This is a genomic window from Aquabacterium sp. T101, assembly GCF_057219775.1.
Genome location: NZ_JBXVVZ010000004.1, coordinates 208,665 through 225,312 on the forward strand (window position 1 = coordinate 208,665; position 16,648 = coordinate 225,312).

At 71.9% G+C, this 16,648-nt stretch carries 15 protein-coding genes; 6 read left to right on the top strand and 9 right to left on the bottom strand.

What is annotated here, in order from left to right; genetic code table 11:
* Window positions 1–19: 19 nt before the first annotated feature.
* From AC2EAQ_RS12645 to AC2EAQ_RS12655, 3 genes are read right to left on the bottom strand one after another with little or no spacing between them, the layout of a single operon-like run.
* Window positions 20–1,444 carry an NAD(P)(+) transhydrogenase (Re/Si-specific) subunit beta gene (locus AC2EAQ_RS12645; RefSeq protein WP_484644347.1) on the bottom strand — a complete coding sequence of 475 codons (1,425 nt, stop codon included), beginning with the start codon at window positions 1,442–1,444 and terminating at the stop codon, window positions 20–22.
* The gene (locus AC2EAQ_RS12650) at window positions 1,441–1,761 is read right to left on the bottom strand and encodes an NAD(P) transhydrogenase subunit alpha part 2 (RefSeq protein WP_484644350.1); all 321 of its coding nucleotides are present in this window, start codon (window positions 1,759–1,761) and stop codon (window positions 1,441–1,443) included. Before AC2EAQ_RS12650 ends, AC2EAQ_RS12645 begins: the two co-directional genes overlap by 4 nt.
* A 5-nt stretch (window positions 1,762–1,766) precedes the next feature.
* On the bottom strand, window positions 1,767–2,909 hold the full coding sequence (locus AC2EAQ_RS12655; protein ID WP_484644352.1) for a Re/Si-specific NAD(P)(+) transhydrogenase subunit alpha: 1,143 nt from the start codon (window positions 2,907–2,909) through the stop codon (window positions 1,767–1,769).
* Window positions 2,910–3,055: 146 nt separating this feature from the next.
* Here AC2EAQ_RS12655 and mnmA point away from each other — a divergent pair, with 146 nt between their 5' ends.
* On the top strand, window positions 3,056–4,216 hold the full coding sequence (gene mnmA / locus AC2EAQ_RS12660) for a tRNA 2-thiouridine(34) synthase MnmA (RefSeq protein ID WP_484644354.1): 1,161 nt from the start codon (window positions 3,056–3,058) through the stop codon (window positions 4,214–4,216).
* Here the strand turns inward: mnmA and AC2EAQ_RS12665 are convergent.
* The 3 genes from AC2EAQ_RS12665 to ssb all read right to left on the bottom strand — a co-directional run bounded on the left by AC2EAQ_RS12665 (window position 4,176) and on the right by ssb (window position 6,630).
* The gene (locus tag AC2EAQ_RS12665) at window positions 4,176–4,889 is read right to left on the bottom strand and encodes an alpha/beta fold hydrolase (RefSeq protein ID WP_484644357.1); all 714 of its coding nucleotides are present in this window, start codon (window positions 4,887–4,889) and stop codon (window positions 4,176–4,178) included. The two genes, mnmA and AC2EAQ_RS12665, sit on opposite strands and share 41 nt — an antisense overlap.
* A 28-nt stretch (window positions 4,890–4,917) precedes the next feature.
* Window positions 4,918–5,883, bottom strand: coding sequence for a fasciclin domain-containing protein (locus tag AC2EAQ_RS12670; protein ID WP_484644359.1), 966 nt, complete (start codon window positions 5,881–5,883; stop codon window positions 4,918–4,920).
* Between the two features lie 267 nt (window positions 5,884–6,150).
* Window positions 6,151–6,630 (bottom strand): single-stranded DNA-binding protein, encoded by a 480-nt coding sequence (gene ssb, locus AC2EAQ_RS12675; RefSeq protein WP_484644362.1) that lies wholly within the window; start codon window positions 6,628–6,630, stop codon window positions 6,151–6,153.
* Between the two features lie 131 nt (window positions 6,631–6,761).
* Here ssb and recQ point away from each other — a divergent pair, with 131 nt between their 5' ends.
* Window positions 6,762–8,627: a DNA helicase RecQ gene (gene recQ, locus AC2EAQ_RS12680; RefSeq protein WP_484644364.1), complete on the top strand. Its 1,866-nt coding sequence runs from the start codon at window positions 6,762–6,764 to the stop codon at window positions 8,625–8,627.
* A gap of 31 nt (window positions 8,628–8,658) precedes the next feature.
* Here the strand turns inward: recQ and AC2EAQ_RS12685 are convergent, their stop codons facing one another.
* Complete coding sequence (locus tag AC2EAQ_RS12685) at window positions 8,659–9,042, bottom strand: hypothetical protein (RefSeq protein WP_484644366.1); 384 nt, start codon at window positions 9,040–9,042, stop codon at window positions 8,659–8,661.
* A gap of 179 nt (window positions 9,043–9,221) precedes the next feature.
* On the opposite strand from AC2EAQ_RS12685, the gene uvrA reads away from it, so the two are divergent.
* From uvrA to AC2EAQ_RS12700, 3 genes are all read left to right on the top strand, one after another.
* Entirely contained in the window at window positions 9,222–12,143 is a 2,922-nt protein-coding gene (gene uvrA, locus AC2EAQ_RS12690) for an excinuclease ABC subunit UvrA (protein WP_484644368.1), read from the top strand.
* 81 nt (window positions 12,144–12,224) lie between these two features.
* Window positions 12,225–12,830: a 2-hydroxychromene-2-carboxylate isomerase gene (locus tag AC2EAQ_RS12695; protein WP_484644373.1), complete on the top strand. Its 606-nt coding sequence runs from the start codon at window positions 12,225–12,227 to the stop codon at window positions 12,828–12,830.
* Window positions 12,831–12,835: 5 nt separating this feature from the next.
* On the top strand, window positions 12,836–13,711 hold the full coding sequence (locus tag AC2EAQ_RS12700; RefSeq protein WP_484644376.1) for an amidohydrolase family protein: 876 nt from the start codon (window positions 12,836–12,838) through the stop codon (window positions 13,709–13,711).
* 94 nt (window positions 13,712–13,805) lie between these two features.
* On the opposite strand, the gene AC2EAQ_RS12705 is transcribed toward AC2EAQ_RS12700, so the two are convergent.
* A complete protein-coding gene (locus AC2EAQ_RS12705) occupies window positions 13,806–14,261 on the bottom strand; it encodes an SWIB/MDM2 domain-containing protein (RefSeq protein WP_484644381.1) in 456 nt (151 codons plus the stop codon).
* Window positions 14,262–14,593: 332 nt separating this feature from the next.
* Between AC2EAQ_RS12705 and AC2EAQ_RS12710 the strand changes: the two genes are divergently transcribed.
* On the top strand, window positions 14,594–14,950 hold the full coding sequence (locus tag AC2EAQ_RS12710) for a phage holin family protein (protein WP_484644385.1): 357 nt from the start codon (window positions 14,594–14,596) through the stop codon (window positions 14,948–14,950).
* 61 nt (window positions 14,951–15,011) lie between these two features.
* Here the strand turns inward: AC2EAQ_RS12710 and AC2EAQ_RS12715 are convergent, their stop codons facing one another.
* On the bottom strand, window positions 15,012–16,634 hold the full coding sequence (locus AC2EAQ_RS12715; protein ID WP_484644389.1) for a M48 family metalloprotease: 1,623 nt from the start codon (window positions 16,632–16,634) through the stop codon (window positions 15,012–15,014).
* Window positions 16,635–16,648 lie beyond the last annotated feature (14 nt).

Below are 16,648 nucleotides of genomic sequence, written 5' to 3' on the forward strand. Positions count from 1 at the left end.
CGGTGGCGCCGGAGCAGGTCTACTCGACGGCCTTGACCATGTCCTCGACCACCTTCTTGGCGTCGCCGAAGACCATCATCGTCTTGTCCATGTAGAACAGCTCGTTGTCCAGACCGGCGTAGCCGGCGGCCATCGAGCGCTTGTTGACGATGATCGTGCGCGCCTTGTAGGCCTCGAGGATCGGCATGCCGTAGATCGGCGTGCCCTTCTGCAGCGCGGCGGGGTTCACCACGTCGTTGGCACCCAGGATGATCGCGACGTCGGCCTGGCCGAACTCGCCGTTGATGTCCTCCATCTCGAACACCTGGTCGTAGGGCACCTCGGCCTCGGCCAGCAGCACGTTCATGTGGCCCGGCATGCGGCCGGCCACCGGGTGGATCGCGTACTTGACCGTGATGCCCTTGTGCGTGAGCTTCTCGGCCAGCTCCTTGACCGCGTGCTGCGCGCGCGCCACCGCCAGGCCGTAGCCGGGGACGATGATCACGGTCTCGGCATTGCCCAGCACGAAGGCCGCGTCGTCGGCGCTGCCGCTCTTGACGTTGCGCTGCTGCTGCGCGCCGGCCGCCGCGGTGGACGCCTCGCCGCCGAAGCCGCCGAGGATCACGTTGAAGAACGACCGGTTCATCGCCTTGCACATGATGTAGCTCAGGATCGCGCCCGAGCTGCCCACCAGCGACCCCGCGATGATCAGCATGCTGTTGTTGAGCGAGAAGCCGATGCCCGCGGCCGCCCAGCCCGAGTAGCTGTTGAGCATCGACACCACCACCGGCATGTCGGCACCGCCGATCGGGATGATCAGCGTGACGCCCACGATGAAGGCCAGCACCAGCAGCGCGGCGAAGGCCACGTTGGACTGGTTGACGGTGTAGATCGCGATCAGCACCAGCATCGCGATGCCCAGCGCCGCGTTGATCATGTGCTGGCCCGCGAACACCACCGGCGCGCCCTGGAACAGGCGGAACTTGTAGGTGCCCGACAGCTTGCCGAAGGCGATGACCGAGCCGCTGAAGGTGATGGCGCCGATGGCCGCGCCCAGCGCCAGCTCGAGCCGGTTGCCGTGCGGGATCGCGCCGCCCTTGTCGGTGATCGAGAACGCCCAGGGCTCCACCGCCGCGGCGATGGCGATGAACACCGCCGCCAGGCCGATCATGCTGTGGAAGAACGCCACCAGCTCGGGCATCTTGGTCATCTCGACCGTCTTGGCGCGCCAGGCGCCGTAGGCGCCGCCGGCCACCAGGCCCAGCAGCACCCACACCATGCCGAAGGCGTTGCCGCCGGCCAGCTTGACGATCAGCGCCGCGGTGGTGAACACGGCGATGGCCATGCCGACCATGCCGAACAGGTTGCCGCGGATCGACGTGGTCGGGTGCGACAGGCCCTTGAGGGCCTGGATGAAGCACACGCTGGCGACGAGGTACAGCAGCGTGACGACGTTCAGGCTCATTGCTTGCCCTCCGCGGCGCCGGACTTCTTCTCTTTCTTCTTGAACATCTCCAGCATGCGCCGGGTGACAAGGAAGCCGCCGAAGATGTTGACCGCCGCCAGCGCCACCGCCAGCACGCCCATGGTCTTGCCCAGGCCGGTCTCGGTGAGCGCGGCGGCCAGCATGGCGCCCACGATCACGATGGCCGACACCGCGTTGGTCACCGCCATCAGCGGCGTGTGCAGCGCGGGCGTGACGGTCCACACCACGTGGTAGCCCACGTAGATGGCCAGCACGAAGATGATCAGGTTCAGGATGGTCGGTGACACGAGTTCCATGGTGGTCAGCTCCGCAGCACTTGTCCGTCGCGCGTGACCATGCACGCGGTCACGATGTCGTCGTCGCCGGGGATGGCGAGCGCGCCTTCCTTGGTGACGATGAGCTTGAGGAAGTCGAGCACGTTGCGGGCGTACAGCGCGCTCGAGTCGGTGGCCACCAGGGCCGGCAGGTTGGTCTCGCCCACGAGCGTGACGCCATGGCGCACCACCGTGCGGTCCGCCTCGGTGAGCGGGCAGTTGCCGCCGGGGCCGCCGTGCGGGCCGGGAGCGCCCTTGCCGGCGGCCATGTCGACGATCACCGAGCCCGGCTTCATCGACCTGACCATCTCCTCGGTGATCAGCGTCGGCGCGGCGCGGCCGGGGATCAGCGCGGTGGAGATCACCACGTCGGCCTGGGCCACGCGCTTGGCCACCTCGACCTTCTGGCGCTCGAGCCAGGACGGCGGCATCGGGCGGGCGTAGCCGCCCACGCCCTCGGCGGCTTCCTTCTCCTCGGCGGTCTCGTAGGGCACGTCGATGAACTTCGCGCCCAGCGATTCCACCTGCTCCTTGACCGAGGGCCGCACGTCGCTGGCCTCGATCACGGCGCCCAGGCGCTTGGCGGTGGCGATGGCCTGCAGGCCCGCCACGCCCACGCCCAGGATCACCACGCGGCCGGCCTTGATGGTGCCGGCGGCGGTCATCAGCATCGGCATCAGGCGCTGGTACCTGTCGGCGCCGATCATCACCGCCTTGTAGCCGGCGATGTTGGCCTGCGAGGACAGCACGTCCATGCTCTGCGCGCGCGTGGTGCGCGGCGCGGCCTCGAGCGCGAAGCTGGTCAGCCCGGCGCCGGCCAGGCGCGTCAGGCCGTCGCGGTCGAAGGGGTTGAGCATGCCCACCAGCACGGCGCCGGTCTTCATCATCGGCAGCTCGTCGAGCGAGGGGTTGCGCACCTTGAGCACCAGCTCGGCGCCGAAGGCGCCGGCGCGGTCGGTGATCTCGGCCCCGACGGCGGCATAGGCCTCGTCGGTGAAGTGCGCGGCCATCCCGGCCCCGGACTGCACCCGGACCGAGTGGCCCTGGGCCTTGAGTTTCTTGGCCGTCTCGGGCGTGACGGCAACACGGGTCTCGCCCGGCGCCGTCTCGAGCGGTACGCCGATCAGCATGGTGCAGGTCTCCTCGAAAGTCGCTCCGGCCGTCTCGGCGGCAGGGCGCGAGCTTATTACAGACCGCGTCCTGCCGCGTCGCTCTTGAGCGCGGTCATGTTCCGCCGGGATCCAACGGCGGCGGCCCGGCCACCGATAATCGCGCCATGGCCCGGAAGGAACGCGTCGTCGTCGGTCTGAGCGGCGGTGTGGACTCCGCGGTCAGCGCCTGGCTGCTCAAGCAGCAGGGGCACGAGGTCGTCGGCCTGTTCATGAAGAACTGGGAGGACGACGACGACAGCGAGTACTGCTCCAGCAACGTCGACTTCGTCGACGCCGCCGCGGTGGCCGACGTGATCGGCATCGAGATCGAGCACGTCAACTTCGCCGCCGATTACAAGGACCGCGTCTTCGCCGAGTTCCTGCGCGAGTACGCCGCCGGCCGCACGCCCAACCCGGACGTGCTGTGCAATGCCGAGATCAAGTTCAAGGCCTTCCTGGACCACGCCCTGCGCCTGGGGGCCCAGCGCATCGCCACCGGCCACTACGCCCGCGTGCGCGAGCGCGCCGGGGCCTTCGAGCTGCTCAAGGGGCTGGACCCGGCCAAGGACCAGAGCTACTTCCTTCACCGCCTGACCCAGGCCCAGCTGGCGCGGACCTGGTTTCCGGTCGGCGAGCTGCGCAAGACCGAGGTGCGGCGCGTGGCCGCCGAGATCGGGCTGCCCAACGCGAAGAAGAAGGACTCCACCGGCATCTGCTTCATCGGCGAGCGGCCGTTCCGCGAGTTCCTCAACCGCTACCTGAGCCATGCGCCGGGGCCGATCGAGGACGAGCGCGGGCGCCGCCTGGGCGCCCACGTGGGCCTGAGCTTCTACACCCTCGGCCAGCGCCAGGGGCTGGGCATCGGCGGGGTGCGCGGCCGGGCGGACGCGGCGGGCGAGCATGCGCCGTGGTTCGTGGCGCGCAAGGACCTCGCCCGCAACGCCCTGGTGGTGGTGCAGGGCCATGAGCACCCGGCGCTGCAGTCGTCGGCGCTGCGCGCGGGCGACCTGAGCTGGGTGTCCGGCAGCGCGCCGGCGCCGGGGCGCTACGCGGCCAAGACCCGCTATCGCCAGGCCGACGCCGCCTGCCGGCTGGCCCTGGCCGACGGCGACCTGGCGCTCGCCTTCGACGAGCCGCAGTGGGCGGTGACGCCGGGCCAGAGCGCAGTGGTCTACGACGGCGAGGTGTGCCTGGGCGGCGGGGTCATCGGCTCGGCCGAGCCCTGGCCGGGCGCAGCGGCCGGCCTCAGCGCAGCGCCTCGAGCCACTGCTGCATCAGCCGGCTGACGCGCAGCGGCGTCTCCAGCGTCGGCAGGTGGCCGGCGCCGTCGATCAGGTGCAGTTGCGCGTGGGGCACCGCGGCGGCGATCTCGCGCGCGTGCTCGGGCGGCGTCACCGCGTCGGTCTCGCCGGTGATCAGCAGTATCGGGCAGCCCAGCGCCGGCAGGCGCGGGCGCAGGTCGGGGCGCTGCATCACGGCGCGGTTCTGCGCCACCAGCTGCGCCGCGCCGGCGCGCAGCACCATGGCGAGGTAGTCGTCCACCAGCACCGGGTCCGCGGCCTGGCGCGGGTGCAGCACCAGCGGCGCGTTGGCGCGCAGGAAGGGCTCCACGTCGCCCTGCTCGAAGTGCGCGATGGCGTCGGCGCGCAACCGCTGCAGCTCGGCGTCGTCGGCGCGGGCGCTGGCGCCCACCAGCACCAGGGCCGCCACGCGGCCGGGCGCCTGCAGCGCGGCGTGCAGGGCGACCATCGCCCCCATCGACGCGCCGGCCAGCACCAGCCGCCCGGGGTGCTCGGCCAGCAGCGTGGCGGCCATGCGCTCCAGCGACGGCTCGCGGGTGTGGACGTCGGTGGTGGCGCAGCGCCAGCCCGCCGCCTCCAGCGAAAAGGCCTGCGCAGCCCACAGGTGGGCGTCGCAGGCCAGGCCGGGAAGGAGGATCAGGCGGGGCGTCGTCGGCATGCGCCGATGATGCCCCGGGCCCGCGGCCTCACAGCGTGGGCAGCAGCACCTTGTTGATGACGTGGATCACGCCGTTGCTGGCACGCACGTCCACCGCCACGATGTTGGCCGGCGTGGTGGTGGTGTCGGTGATGGTCGCGATCACCGGCGGGGTGCCGTTGTTGATCGTGATGTTCTGGCCCGACACCGTGGCCACCGGGGTGCCGAAGGGGATGCCGCTGGACAGCACCTGGGTGCCGAGCACGTGGTAGGTCAGCACCGTCTGCAGCTGCGGCGTGGTCAGACCGGCCACGGTGCTGGCGATGGCGGCGAACGCGGTGTTGGTCGGTGCGAACACCGTGAACGTGCCCGCCGGGTTGTTCAGCGTGGACGTCAGGCCCGCCGAGCCCACGGCGCCCGTCAGGGTCGAGAACGCCGTCGGGTTGGTCTGCGCCATCTGCAGCACGGTCAGCACGCCGGGAGGCACCAGCACCTTGTCCACCACGTGGATGACGCCGTTGCTGGCCTCGACGTTGGCGGTCGTGACGGCGGCGGTGTTCAGCACCGCATCGGTGATGCGCACGCCGGCGGTCGTGTTCAGCGTCAGGCGCGCGGGCGCCGCGTTGTAGGTGTAGATCGTCGACTGCGTCGAACCGCCGGCGGCCAGGTCGGCGGCGGTGCGGCGGGCCGGCAGCACGTGGTAGCTCAGGATGCTGGCCAGGGCCGACGGCGGCAGGGCCGCGACCATCGCGTTGGCGTCGGCGAAGCCGAGCTGGGTGGCCAGGGTGGTGAAGGCGGCATTGGTGGGTGCGAACACCGTCAGGCCGTTGGCGCTGGCCGCGGCCAGGTCGTCGTCCAGGCCGGCCCGGGTGGCGGCTGCGAGCAGGGCCGAGAAGCCATTGGCCTGGGCCACCTGGACCAGGTTGCCGGTCTCGTCGTCGTCATGGCCTCCGCAAGCGCTTACTAGCGCGCCAGCCAAAACCACACCTGCGATCTTGATGAATGACTGCCTCATCGCGTCGAACTCCTGAAGGGGTTGGCGGGCCCGCGGGCGGCGACGCCGGGTGCGGACTCCGTGGCAAAGAAAACTGCCAGGGGCAAGTATGAACTCATCAGTTCAAGTTGCAAACCGCCGAGTTCATAAAGACCCGCAATCGTCCAGGGGTATCGCCCTTCGCGGGGCCGCCACCAAGCAAAGCGCCCCGGCGAAGCGGGGCGCTGAGGCTCGTCGACGCGGTGCAGGCGCCCGACTCGCGGCCGACCGGCCGCCGGGCGCGGGGCTCTAGAAGGGGATGTCGTCGTCCATGTCGTCGAAGCCGGTCGACGACTTCTGGGCCGCGGCCGGGCGCGACGCCGGCGGGCGCGCCGCGGGGGCGCTGCGCTGGCCGCCGCCACCGCCGCCTTCGCCGCCGCCGTCACCCATGCCTTCGCGGCTGCCCAGCAGCTGCATCTGGTCGGCGACGATCTCGGTGGTGTACTTCTCGACGCCGTCCTTGTCGGTCCACTTGCGGGTCTTCAGGCGCCCTTCCACGTAGACCGGGCGGCCCTTCTTCAGGTACTCGCCGGCGATCTCGGCCAGGCGGTCGTAGAACACCACGCGGTGCCATTCGGTCTCCTCCTGGCGCTCGCCGCTGGTCTTGTCCTTCCACTGCCGGCTGGTGGCGATGGTGACGTTGCAGATCGCCGAGCCGCTGGGGGCGTAGCGCACTTCCGGGTCGCGCCCGAGGTTGCCGATGAGGATGACTTTGTTGACCGAGGCCATGGCGGCGCTCCTGCGTGAGGGGACTGTGCCCGCATGATAGTGGGCCGCCCGCCGGGTGCGGCGATCCGCGGCGCGGGACGCCGGTGGCGCGGATCGGAGGCCGCCGCCGCGGGCGGCGACAATCGCGCCCCGTGATCGACGTGCGCCCGCCTTCCCTTTCCGTCCTGCAGGAAGTCTTCGGCTACCCGAAGTTCCGCGGCCTGCAGTCGCAGATCGTCGAACACGTGGTGGACGGCGGCGACGCGCTGGTGCTGATGCCCACCGGCGGCGGCAAGAGCCTGACCTATCAGGTGCCGGCGATCGTGCGCCACCGCGCCGGCCGCGGCGTCACGCTGGTGGTCAGCCCGCTGATCGCGCTGATGCAGGACCAGGTCGGCGCGCTGGAGGAGGTGGGCGTGCATGCCGCCTTCCTGAACAGCACGCTCGACGGCGACGAGGCGCGCGGCATCGAGCGCGAACTGCTGTCGGGCCGCCTGGTGCTGCTGTACGCCGCGCCCGAGCGCATCCTGACGCCGCGCTTCCTGGCCATGCTCGACTCGCTGCACGAGCGCGGCCTGCTGTCGCTGGTGGCGATCGACGAGGCGCACTGCGTCAGCCAGTGGGGCCACGACTTCCGCGAGGAGTATCTGGCGCTGGGCCAGCTCGCCGAGCGCTTCGCTGGCGTGCCGCGCATGGCGCTCACCGCCACCGCCGACGAGATCACCCGGCAGGACATCGTGCAGCGCCTCGCGCTGCAGGGTGCGCGCACCTTCGTGGCCAGCTTCGACCGGCCCAACATCCGCTACACCATCGTCGAGAAGGACGAGCCGCGGCGTCAGCTGCTGCGCCTGCTGCGCGACGAGCACGAGGGCGAGGCCGGCATCGTCTACTGCGGCACGCGCAAGAAGGTGGAGGAGACCGCCGCCTGGCTGGTGGACGAGGGCATCGAGGCCCTGCCCTACCACGCCGGCCTCGACGCCGACGTGCGCGAGCGCCACCAGCGCCGCTTCCTGCGCGACGAGGGCCTGGTGATGGTGGCCACCATCGCCTTCGGCATGGGCATCGACAAGCCCGACGTGCGCTTCGTCGCCCACCTCGACCTGCCGAAGAACATCGAGGCCTACTACCAGGAGACCGGCCGCGCCGGCCGTGACGGCGAGCCGGCCCAGGCCTGGATGGCCTACGGCCTGCAGGACGTGGTCAACCAGCGCCGCATGATCGACGACGGCAGCGCCGGCGAGGAGTTCAAGCGCGTGCAGCGCGGCAAGCTCGAGGCCCTGCTGGCGCTGTGCGAAGCGCACGACTGCCGCCGCGTGCGCCTGCTCGGCTACTTCGGCGAAGACAGTGCACGCTGCGGAAACTGCGATAACTGCCTGAACCCGCCCGACACCTGGGAGGCCACCGAAGCCGCGCGCAAGCTGCTGTCGTGCATCTACCGCATGCAGCAGGCCAGCGGCATCGGCTACGGCGCGGGCCATCTGCTCGACGTGCTGCGCGGCAAGCGCACCGACAAGGTGGCGCAGCACCACCACGACCGGCTCACCACCTTCGGCATCGGTGCCGACCTCGACGAGGCGCGCTGGCGCGGCGTGCTGCGCCAGCTGGTGGCGCTGGGCCACGTGGCCACCGAGGGCGAATACAACACGCTGGCGCTGACCGACAGCGCGCGCTCGGTGCTCAAGGGCGAGGTGCCGATCGTGCTGCGCGTGCCGCGCGAGCCGGCGCCGCGCGGCCGCACCCGGCGCGACGGGCGTGGCGCCGGCCGCCCGGCCGCGGCCGGCGTGGCCGCCGCGCTCGACGCCGACGCGCAGCAGCGCTTCGCCGCGCTCAAGGCCTGGCGCGCCGAAGTGGCGCGCGAGCACAACCTGCCGGCCTATGTCGTGTTCCACGATGCGACGCTGGCCGCGATGGCGCAGCAGCAGCCGGCCACGCTCGACGCGCTGGGCACCATCAGCGGCGTGGGGGCCAAGAAGCTGCAGGCCTACGGCCGCGAGATCCTGCGCGTGCTGTCGGCGTGACCCTGCGGCGGCCGGCGCGGCGCCTTCGTGCTCAGCGCACGCCCACCACGACGTCCTGGCTCTGCGCCTGCTGCCCGGCGTCGTCGAAGGCGCGGGCGAAGTAGCGCACGCTGCCCGTGGCGCCCACGGGGATCGTCGTGTCGAGCGCGTAGGGCTCGACAGCGTCGACGCCCAGCAGCGTCGCGCCGCCGATGTCGACCCGGTAGAAGCGCACCTCGGTGATGCGGTAGTCGTCCTGCGCCGCTGCGACCAGCGCCACGCGTTCGCCCGGCGCGGCGAGCGTCGGCGCCGCGGCCAGGCTCACCGTGGGCGGGTCGTCGTCGGGCCCGATGCCGAAGGTCAGGCTGCCGTAGCAGCCGGGCAGCACGAGGCCGGCGCACAGCGCCAGCAGCACGCAGCGGGTTCGCAGGGCCATGACGCCACGATCATGCCCGACGGACCGGGCCGTCTCGCCGGCTGTCACGCCGATTTACACGCACCCCGGCGCCCCTGCTGCCACCACGCCGGCAGCAGGCCGTGCCCTGCCCGCAGCGGCAGGATGGCGTTGTGCGCACGGGCTGCCGATAATGCTCGGTTCGCCCTTTGCCGCCACCGATGCCCGACGACCCCAGCTCCGACCGCCCGACCCCGCGCCGACCGACGCCGCCGGACCCGGGCACGCTGCGGGTGCGCGGTGCGCGCACGCACAACCTGAAGAACGTCGACCTCGACATCCCGAAGCATGCGCTGGTGGTGATCACCGGCCTGTCGGGCTCGGGCAAGTCGAGCCTGGCCTTCGACACGCTGTACGCCGAGGGCCAGCGCCGCTACGTGGAGAGCCTGTCGGCCTACGCGCGCCAGTTCCTGCAGCTGATGGACAAGCCCGACGTCGACGTGATCGAGGGCCTGTCGCCCGCCATCGCGATCGAGCAGAAGGCCACCAGCCACAACCCGCGCTCCACCGTCGGCACCATCACCGAGATCCACGACTACCTGCGCCTGCTCTACGCGCGCGCCGGCACGCCCTACTGCCCCGACCACGACCTGCCGCTGGCCGCGCAGAGCATCGGCCAGATGGTCGACGCCGTGCTCGCACTGCCCGAGGACACGCGCCTGGCGGTGCTCGCCCCGGCGGTGCGCGACCGCAAGGGCGAGTTCGCCGAGCTGTTCGCCGACATGCAGGCGCAGGGCTACGTGCGCTTCCGCGTCGACGGCGTGGTGGTCGAGGCCGACGCGCTGCCGAAGCTGAAGAAGACCGAGAAGCACGACATCGACGTCGTGATCGACCGCGTGCGCACGCGCGCCGACCTGAAGCAGCGCCTGGCTGAAAGCTTCGAGGCGGCGCTGCGCGTGGCCGACGGCCGCGCCATCGCACTGGAACTCGACAGCGGCCGCGAGCACCTGTTCTCCAGCCGCTTCGGCTGCCCGGTGTGCAGCTACTCGCTGCCCGAGCTGGAGCCGCGGCTGTTCTCGTTCAACTCGCCGATGGGCGCCTGCCCCAGCTGCGACGGCCTGGGCCATGTCACCGTGTTCGACGCCGAACGCGTGGTGGCCTTCCCCTCGATCAGCCTGGCCGGCGGCGCGATCAAGGGCTGGGACCGGCGCAACGGCTACACCTTCGGCCTGCTCGAGAGCGTGGCCCGCCACTACGGCTTCGACCTCGACACGCCGTTCGAGCAGCTCGCGCCCGAGCACCGGCAGGTGCTGCTGTACGGCAGCGGCACCACCGAGCTGCCCTTCGTCTACACGGCCGAAGGCGCCGGCGGCAAGCGGCGCAGCGTCAAGCGCTGGCATCCGTTCGAGGGCATCCTGCCCAGCTTCGAGCGGCGCTGGCGCGAGACCGACTCGGCCGCGGTGCGCGAGGACCTTGCGCGCTTCCAGTCGGTCAAGCCCTGCCCGGCCTGCGACGGCACCCGCCTGCGCCGCGAGGCGCGCCACGTGTTCCTGCAGGGCCCCGACCCGGCCGTGCGCGGCCTGGCCATCTATCAGGCCGAGCACCTGACGCTGGCGCAGTGCCAGGCGCACTTCGACGCGCTGCACCTGGTGGGCAACAAGGCCGACATCGCCGAGAAGGTGATGCGCGAGATCCGCTCGCGGCTGGCCTTCCTCAACGACGTGGGGCTGACCTACCTGAGCCTGGACCGCAGCGCCGACACGCTGTCGGGCGGCGAGTCGCAGCGCATCCGGCTCGCGTCGCAGATCGGCTCCGGCCTCACCGGCGTGATGTACGTGCTCGACGAGCCGAGCATCGGCCTGCACCAGCGCGACAACGAGCGGCTGATCGGCACGCTGCGCCATCTGCGCGACCTGGGCAACAGCGTGCTCGTGGTCGAGCACGACGAGGACATGATCCGCGCCGCCGACCACGTGGTGGACCTTGGCCCCGGCGCCGGCGTGCACGGCGGGCGCATCATGGCCCAGGGCACGCCCGATCAGGTGGCCGCCGATGCCGGCTCGCTCACCGGGCGCTACCTCGGCGGCGCGCTGCGCATCGCCGTGCCGCGCCGGCGCACCACGCTGGCCGCCAGCACCGACCCGCAGCGGCTGCGCATCGTCAACGCGCGCGGCAACAACCTGCGCGACGTGACGGTGGAAGTCCCGGTGGGCCTGTTCACCTGCGTCACCGGCGTGTCCGGGTCGGGCAAGAGCACGCTGGTCAACGACACGCTGTATGCCGCGGTGGCGCGCAAGCTCTACCAGAGCCACGCCGAGCCGGCCGCGCACGACGCCATCGAGGGCCTGGACGCGTTCGACAAGGTGATCAACGTCGACCAGAGCCCGATCGGTCGCACGCCGCGCAGCAACCCGGCCACCTACACCGGCCTGTTCACGCCGATCCGCGAGCTGTTCGCCGAGGTGCCGGCCGCGCGCGAACGCGGCTACGGCCCCGGGCGCTTCAGCTTCAACGTGGCGGGCGGGCGCTGCGAGGCCTGCCAGGGCGACGGCGTGATCAAGGTCGAGATGCACTTCCTGCCCGACGTCTACGTGCCCTGCGACGTCTGCCACGGCACGCGCTACAACCGCGAGACGCTGGAGATCCTCTACAAGGGCAAGCACATCACCGACGTGCTCAACCTCACCGTGGAGGACGCGCACGCCTTCTTCGCCGCGGTGCCGTCGATCGCGCGCAAGCTGCAGACCCTGCTCGACGTGGGCCTGGGCTACATCACCCTCGGCCAGAGCGCCACCACGCTGTCCGGCGGCGAGGCGCAGCGGGTGAAGCTGGCGCTGGAGCTGTCCAAGCGCGACACCGGCCGCACGCTCTACATCCTGGACGAGCCCACCACCGGCCTGCACTTCGCCGACATCGAGCTGCTGCTGAAGGTGCTGCACCAGCTGCGCGACGCAGGCAACACCATCGTCGTCATCGAGCACAACCTGGACGTCATCAAGACCGCCGACTGGGTGATCGACATGGGCCCCGAAGGCGGCGGCGGCGGCGGCCGGGTGGTGGCCGCCGGCACGCCGGAGGACGTGGCGGCCAGCCCCGACAGCCACACCGGGCGCTTCCTGGCCCCGCTGCTGGCGCGGCGCTGACCCGGCGCCGGCGCGGCGGCGCGACTTCGGCTACCGTTGCCCCCCGGCCCGCCAGAGGCCCGTCGACGCCGAGGAGATGCCATGCCCGCCACCGTCCAGTACTACTTCGCCCCCAACTCGCCCTGGACCTACCTCGGCCACCTGCGCTTCTGGGACATCGCGCGCCAGCACGGCGCGCGCATCGAGGTGCTGCCGGTGGACCTGGGTGGCAAGGTGTTCCCGATCTCCGGCGGCCTGCCGCTGGGCAAGCGCGCGCCGCAGCGGCAGGCCTACCGTCTGGTGGAGCTGAAGCGCTTCTCCGAGCACTTGCACGCGCCGCTGAACCTGCAGCCGAAGTACTTCCCGGTGGCGGCCGATGACGCGGCGCGGCTGATCATCGCGGTGGACCTGCACGACGGCACCGACGCGGCCATGCACATCACCGACGCGGTGCTGCGGGCCGTGTGGGTGGAGGAGCGCAACATCGCCGACGAGGCGGTGCTGGCGGCGCTGCTCAAGGAGCGCGAGCTGCCCGCCCGGCGCCTGGAGGACGCGCACTCGCAGGCGGTGTCCGTGCGCTACGAGGCCAACACCGCGCGCGCCATCGAGGCCGGCGTGTTCGGCGCGCCGAGCTACGTCGTCGACGGCGAGATCTTCTGGGGACAGGACCGGCTCGACTTCCTCGACCGCCGCCTGGCCAGGGGCTGAGTGCGATGGACCGGCGCCACTTCCTGGCCGGCTCGGCGACGCTGCTGGGCCTGGGCCGCACCGCGCAGGCCGCGACCCCCTATGCCGGGCCGCTGTTCGACGCCCACCTGCACTACAACGACGAGGCCCAGCAGCCGCATCCGCTGGCCGACGTGCTCGGCCGCATGCAGCGCAGCGGCGTGCGCGCCATCGTGGCCAACAGCCGGCCCAACGCCGGCACGCTGACGCTGGCCACCGCGCGCGAGGCCACGCGCGCCGCCGGCGTCACCGTGGTGCCCTTCGTGCGGCTGTACCGCAACCGGGCCGACTACACCGGCTGGTTCGCCGACGACACGATCTATCAGATGGTGCTCGACGAACTGGCGCGCGGCACGCCCGCCGGTGCGCAGCGCGGCATCGGCGAGTTCCATCTCTACGACAGTGCCAACGCCGACGGGCCGGTGGCCGTGCGGCTGATGCGGCTGGCGCGCGAGCGGGGTCTGGCCGTGCTGGCGCACTGCGACGACGTGGCGGTGGACAAGCTGATGGCGCATGCGCCCGGCACGCGGCTGATCTGGGCCCACACCGGCATCGGCGGCGTGCCGCTGCCGCGCGTGCGCGAGCTGCTGCGGCGTCATCCGTCGCTGATGGGCGAGCTGTCGTACCGGCCCGGCCTCACCACCGACGGCGGCCGCCTGGCGCCGGACTGGCGCGAGGCGATGCTGGCGCAACCCGAGCGCTTCCTGGTCGGGTCCGACACCTGGATCAACCAGCGCTGGGAGTACTACGAGGCGCTGATGGCCGATGCGCGGCGCTGGCTGGGCGACCTGCCGGCGCCCGTGGCGCGCCGCATCGGCTGGGGCAATGGCGCCGGCCTGTTCGGGCTGCCCGACCCCGCCTGAGCCGCGGCCCCCGATGAGCAACGCCGGCACGGGGCCGGCGCCGGCATGAAAAAAGCCGGCACGAGGCCGGCTTTCCGGATCGAGATCCCGCGCCTTACTTCAGGTGCGAGTTGATCATCTTGGTCATCTCGAACATCGACGCCTGGGCCTTCTTGAAGATTTCCTTCAGCTTGGCATCGGCATTGATCATCCGGCGGTTGACCGCGTCCTGCAGCTTGTTCTTCTTGATGTATTCCCAGACCTTCTTCGTCACCTCGGTGCGCGGCAGCGGCTTGTCGCCGACGATCGCGGCCAGCGCGGCCGAAGGCGTCATCGCCTTCATGAACGCGGCGTTCGGGGTGCGCTTCTTGGCGGGAGCCTTGGCGGCCTTCTTGGCCGGGGCCTTCTTCGCAGCGGCCTTCTTCGCCGGAGCGGCCTTCTTGGCCGGGGCGGCCTTCTTGGCGGGGGCCTTCTTCGCGGCCGTGCCCTTCACCGGCGGGCGGGTCCCGGTCTTCTTGGCCGGGGCCTTCTTCGCGGCCGGTTTCTTGGCCGCCTTCTTCGCAGTTGCCATTTCGATTCACTCCATCAAAGTGTTGTTGATGTGCCGGAGGCGGGAGGAGATCGCATGAATCTCCTTTCTCATCAACCACCGTGCGGCGCGAATGGTACTGCGGCCATAGAGGGAAATAAAGCGGTTTTCCCTCTGGAAATGCGGTTTGCGCCCTCTGCGAGCGCGCTTTTGTCGCGTGGCGGCGTCATTGCAGGCCCTTTCGCACCCCGTGCGCGCCCTCGGTGCACCCTCGTGCGCGCCCTCTGCGCACCCTTCTGATCGCCCTGTGCGAACACGATCCGACGCGCGGCGCGCGGCCTGCGGGCGTGCCGGCCGCGCGCTATGCTTTGCCGATGCTCAAGCTCATCGTCCGCTGGATGCTGCTGGCCGCCGCGCTGCTGCTGGTGGCCTATCTCTACCCCGGGGTGTCGGTCGCCAGCTTCGGCGCGGCCATGGTGGCGGCCCTCGTGCTGGGCCTGCTCAACACCGTCGTGCGGCCGCTGCTGGTGCTGCTGACCCTGCCCGTCACGCTGCTCACGCTGGGCCTGTTCCTGTTCGTGATCAACGCCCTCATGTTCTGGGCCGCGGCCGGCGTGCTGGACGGGTTCAACGTCACCGGCTTCGCCGCGGCGCTGATCGGCTCGCTGATCTACAGCCTGTGCGGCATGGTGATCGACGTGGCCGTCGAGCGGATGTTCAGCCGCGATTGACCCGGCCCGGGCCCGGTTCGCGGCTGCGCCCTCGCGCCCGCGCTCCCGGGTGGGCCAGCCGCTAGCGCGCGGGCGGCTCGTCGTCCGTCTCGCGGCCGGGGCCGCCGGAGCCGCCGCGCGAACCGCGGGCCTCGGCGATCTGCGCCCGCCGCCGCGCCGTCAGGTCGCGCAGCCGCGAATCGATGATCGACGACTCGATGAAGTCCGGTGCCACGCCGCCCGACCGGGCCTGGCGCTGGGCGGCGCGCAGGCGGTCGATCGCGCCGACGATGTCGCCGCGGGCGGCCTGGGCCTCGGCCTGGGCGCGCAGCGAGCGCAGCACCAGGCCCTGGGCCTCGGCCACCTGTGCCAGCAGCGACCAGGCGGCCGCGTCGGCCTTGTGTTCGGCCACCCAGGTCTGCAGCGACTCGACGCTGGCGCGCAGCGCCGGCGTGGCGCCGCCGCCGTCGCGCGACACCGCCAGGGCCGCCTGCGCGCGTGCCAGCAGCAGCGGCCGCGACGCGCCGGGATGCGTGTCGAACCAGGCCAGGGCGCGTGCCGTCTGGCCGCTGGCGAGCCACACCTGCGCCTGCGCCAGCCCGAGCGCGACGCGGCCCCGGCTGCCGATCGGCGCCGCGCCGGCCACGAGCGGCCCTGCCGCGTCGAGTGCGGCCTGCGCGCGCGCCGGCTCGCGCAGTTCCAGCGACGCGAGCGCACTGCCGTAGAGCGCGGCCACGCGTTCCGGGCCGGCCGCGCCGGCCGCGTCCAGCGACTGCAGGCGGCGCAGCGACTGCACCGACGTGTCCATCAGCACCCTCGAACGCGCCTGCATCAGCAGGTGGTCGAGCGGGGCACGGGGCGCCGGCCCGTCGGCGCCAGGCACGGCGTCGATGCGCGTGCGTGCCTCGCCGATGCGGTCGATCGTGAGCGGGTGCGAGCGCAGGTAGGGGTAGGCGCCGTTGTCGGTGAGCCGGTTGGCGGCCTCGAGCCGCTCGAACATCGCGGCCATGCCCTGTGGCGCGAAGCCGGCGGCCTGGTGCACCGCCCAGCCGATGCGGTCGGCCTCGCGCTCCATGTCGCGCGAGAAGCTGAGCTGGCCCTGCACCATCGCCGCCTGGCCGCCGACGATGGCCGCCTGCGCCGCGTCCGGGCTGCTGGCGCGGGAGGCCGCCAGCACGCCCAGCAGCATCGCGGCCACGCCCACCAGCGACTGCCGGCTCGAGCTGGCCAGGCCGCGCGCGATGTGGCGCTGCGTCACGTGCGACAGCTCGTGCGCGAGCACCGACGCCAGCTCGTCGGGCGTGCCGGTCATCGCGATCAGGCCCAGGTGCACGCCGACGAAGCCGCCGGGCAGCGCGAAGGCATTGACCGAGCGGTCGCGCACGAGGAAGGCCTCGAAGGAGAAGGCGTCGTCCAGGTCGGGGCCGATGTTGCCGCGCGCGCGCGCCGCGGCCACCAGCGGCGCCCACAGCGCCTGCACATGCTCGAGCAGCAGCGGGTCGTCGAGATAGGCCGGGTCGCGCCGGACCTCGGCCATGATCTGCTCGCCCAGGCGGCGCTCGGTGCCGATGGAGAAGTCCTCCGAGGCCGAGTCGCCCAGCGAGGGCAGGCGCACGGCGGGCGCGGTCTGCGCCACCAGCGGCGGCGCGGGCGCGGCGCAGGCCAGCGCGGCGGCCAGCAGCAGGCGGGGGCGGTATGGGGTCATGGGACGGCGTGGCT

Excerpts from the sequence above, each read along its gene's own strand:
- AC2EAQ_RS12645 (WP_484644347.1), bottom strand. The coding sequence starts at position 1,444 with ATGAGCCTGAACGTCGTCACGCTGCTGTACCTCGTCGCCAGCGTGTGC.
- AC2EAQ_RS12650 (WP_484644350.1), bottom strand. The coding sequence starts at position 1,761 with ATGGAACTCGTGTCACCGACCATCCTGAACCTGATCATCTTCGTGCTG.
- AC2EAQ_RS12655 (WP_484644352.1), bottom strand. The coding sequence starts at position 2,909 with ATGCTGATCGGCGTACCGCTCGAGACGGCGCCGGGCGAGACCCGTGTT.
- mnmA (WP_484644354.1), top strand. The coding sequence starts at position 3,056 with ATGGCCCGGAAGGAACGCGTCGTCGTCGGTCTGAGCGGCGGTGTGGAC.
- AC2EAQ_RS12665 (WP_484644357.1), bottom strand. The coding sequence starts at position 4,889 with ATGCCGACGACGCCCCGCCTGATCCTCCTTCCCGGCCTGGCCTGCGAC.
- AC2EAQ_RS12670 (WP_484644359.1), bottom strand. The coding sequence starts at position 5,883 with ATGAGGCAGTCATTCATCAAGATCGCAGGTGTGGTTTTGGCTGGCGCG.
- ssb (WP_484644362.1), bottom strand. The coding sequence starts at position 6,630 with ATGGCCTCGGTCAACAAAGTCATCCTCATCGGCAACCTCGGGCGCGAC.
- AC2EAQ_RS12685 (WP_484644366.1), bottom strand. The coding sequence starts at position 9,042 with ATGGCCCTGCGAACCCGCTGCGTGCTGCTGGCGCTGTGCGCCGGCCTC.
- uvrA (WP_484644368.1), top strand. The coding sequence starts at position 9,222 with ATGCCCGACGACCCCAGCTCCGACCGCCCGACCCCGCGCCGACCGACG.
- AC2EAQ_RS12695 (WP_484644373.1), top strand. The coding sequence starts at position 12,225 with ATGCCCGCCACCGTCCAGTACTACTTCGCCCCCAACTCGCCCTGGACC.
- AC2EAQ_RS12700 (WP_484644376.1), top strand. The coding sequence starts at position 12,836 with ATGGACCGGCGCCACTTCCTGGCCGGCTCGGCGACGCTGCTGGGCCTG.
- AC2EAQ_RS12705 (WP_484644381.1), bottom strand. The coding sequence starts at position 14,261 with ATGGCAACTGCGAAGAAGGCGGCCAAGAAACCGGCCGCGAAGAAGGCC.
- AC2EAQ_RS12710 (WP_484644385.1), top strand. The coding sequence starts at position 14,594 with ATGCTCAAGCTCATCGTCCGCTGGATGCTGCTGGCCGCCGCGCTGCTG.
- AC2EAQ_RS12715 (WP_484644389.1), bottom strand. The coding sequence starts at position 16,634 with ATGACCCCATACCGCCCCCGCCTGCTGCTGGCCGCCGCGCTGGCCTGC.